The organism is Providencia alcalifaciens DSM 30120 (assembly GCF_000173415.1).
In the GTDB taxonomy this organism is placed as follows: domain Bacteria; phylum Pseudomonadota; class Gammaproteobacteria; order Enterobacterales; family Enterobacteriaceae; genus Providencia; species Providencia alcalifaciens.
In genome coordinates this window covers 1-622 of record NZ_ABXW01000009.1, presented here as the reverse complement: position 1 = coordinate 622, position 622 = coordinate 1, and the positions used below count along the sequence as shown (strand labels likewise).

General features: G+C 38.3%; 1 protein-coding gene. It reads right to left on the bottom strand.

The window, feature by feature from the left end; genetic code table 11:
* Positions 1-334 precede the first annotated feature (334 nt).
* Positions 335-622: lysis system i-spanin subunit Rz (locus PROVALCAL_RS02925; protein ID WP_006657592.1), on the bottom strand; the 288-nt coding region annotated here is incomplete at its 5' end.

The window sequence follows — 622 nt, the reverse complement described above, 5'->3', positions numbered from 1 at the left end:
TCTTGATGGGAAAACGCCATTAATTAAACGAGTATCACAAATCGAATATTCGTTACAAACGAGCTCAACAGGTAAAACACTTTCTCTTGTTGGAACCGAGTTAATATGGTTAAGTCAACTCAATAATGTAACAGGAGCATCAAAAACAACCTCGTAGATTAAGATAGCTATTAATATACTATCCGGTCAAAAGAGAAAATACATTTAATAGCCGTATCAATCGTTGCTTTTTTATAAAATTTGGTTAATTCCTATTTTGTATTTAAGATGAGTAAGAATGTTTAAATTTTGTTAGGCTCATCGTTCCCCCCTCATTGGATTGATGAGGGGGATTTTACCACAAACACTCTGTTCTAATGTAATCCTGCAAGCCAAGTATCATTTGCTTTGACTCTGCGATTCGTTGACTGAGTAACCAATAATTTCTGATAGCGGAGTCAGTAGGTCTGGCGGTTGCTCCATCATCCATGTCGGAGGTGGAATTAGCGTCCCCTTTCGGACAACTGGCTCTGATGTACACCCGCTCAGGATTACGCTCAGCAGCAATACGTAACTGGTCAATTTCAGCTTTTGCATTTGAAAGCTCATCTCTATGTTTAGCATCGACTTTATGAAGAGAATT